The 888-nt window shown below is 48.1% G+C and carries 1 protein-coding gene; it reads left to right on the forward strand.

The window, feature by feature from the left end; translation table 11 throughout:
• Window positions 1-888: RHS repeat domain-containing protein (locus tag LU351_RS20525; protein WP_232595949.1), on the forward strand; the 888-nt coding region annotated here is incomplete at both ends.

Below are 888 nucleotides of genomic sequence, written 5' to 3' on the forward strand. Positions count from 1 at the left end.
TTGACGACAGCCAACGGGGCACCAAACAGTATTTTTACGACGCGCTAGATCGCCTCACCCAAGTCAACGGCCCACAGCCCGAACACTTTATTCACGACCCAGCCCACAACATCTTAGCGGCAGGCCATTCTGAACAAGACGCTCAACAACAAGCCAGCAACACCCAAGTAACTGGCAACCGCCTAACGTTCAGAGGTGATACGCATTATTGGTATGATCAGCACGGCAATCGCACCGCCAGTATGCGAGGCAAAGAACACAAGCTTCAAACCCGTTACTACTACAACAGCCGCCACCAATTAACCAAAGTAGAAAAAGGCAAGAACGGACAAAAAGAATCGGAAGTCACCTTTCAATACGACCCATTAGGCCGAAGAATCGGCAAAACCACCGCCGACAAGCATGTGGAATTTTTATGGGACGGCGACGTTCTCCTAAGAGAAACCAACCACCCCAACCAACCCGGTAAAATGCTCCACGAGCGCTTATACTTCTTCGAACCGGGCACGTTTAAACCGGTGGCATTAAGTGATGAAGGCAAGGTTTACCACTATCACTTGGATCACCTCGGCACGCCGGATACGTTAACGGATAAGAAAGGGAATATTGCGTGGAGCGTGAGTTACCAGACGTATGGTAACTTGGCGATTAAGCATGAGGGCGAACATTTTCATCAGCCGATTCGGTTTGCGGGACAATATCATGATGAAGAGACGAATCTTCACTACAATCGGTTTCGATATTATGATCCGCAAATAGGCCAGTTCATTACACAAGATCCGATTGGGTTGTTGGGTGGGAAAAATTGCTATCGTTATGCGCCGAACCCAATAGAGTGGATAGACCCTTTTGGCTTAATGGCCAAAGAGCCTAATTGTTCAAAAAAAG

The organism is Marinibactrum halimedae (assembly GCF_021234875.1).
Classification (GTDB): Bacteria; Pseudomonadota; Gammaproteobacteria; order Pseudomonadales; family Cellvibrionaceae; genus Marinibactrum; species Marinibactrum halimedae.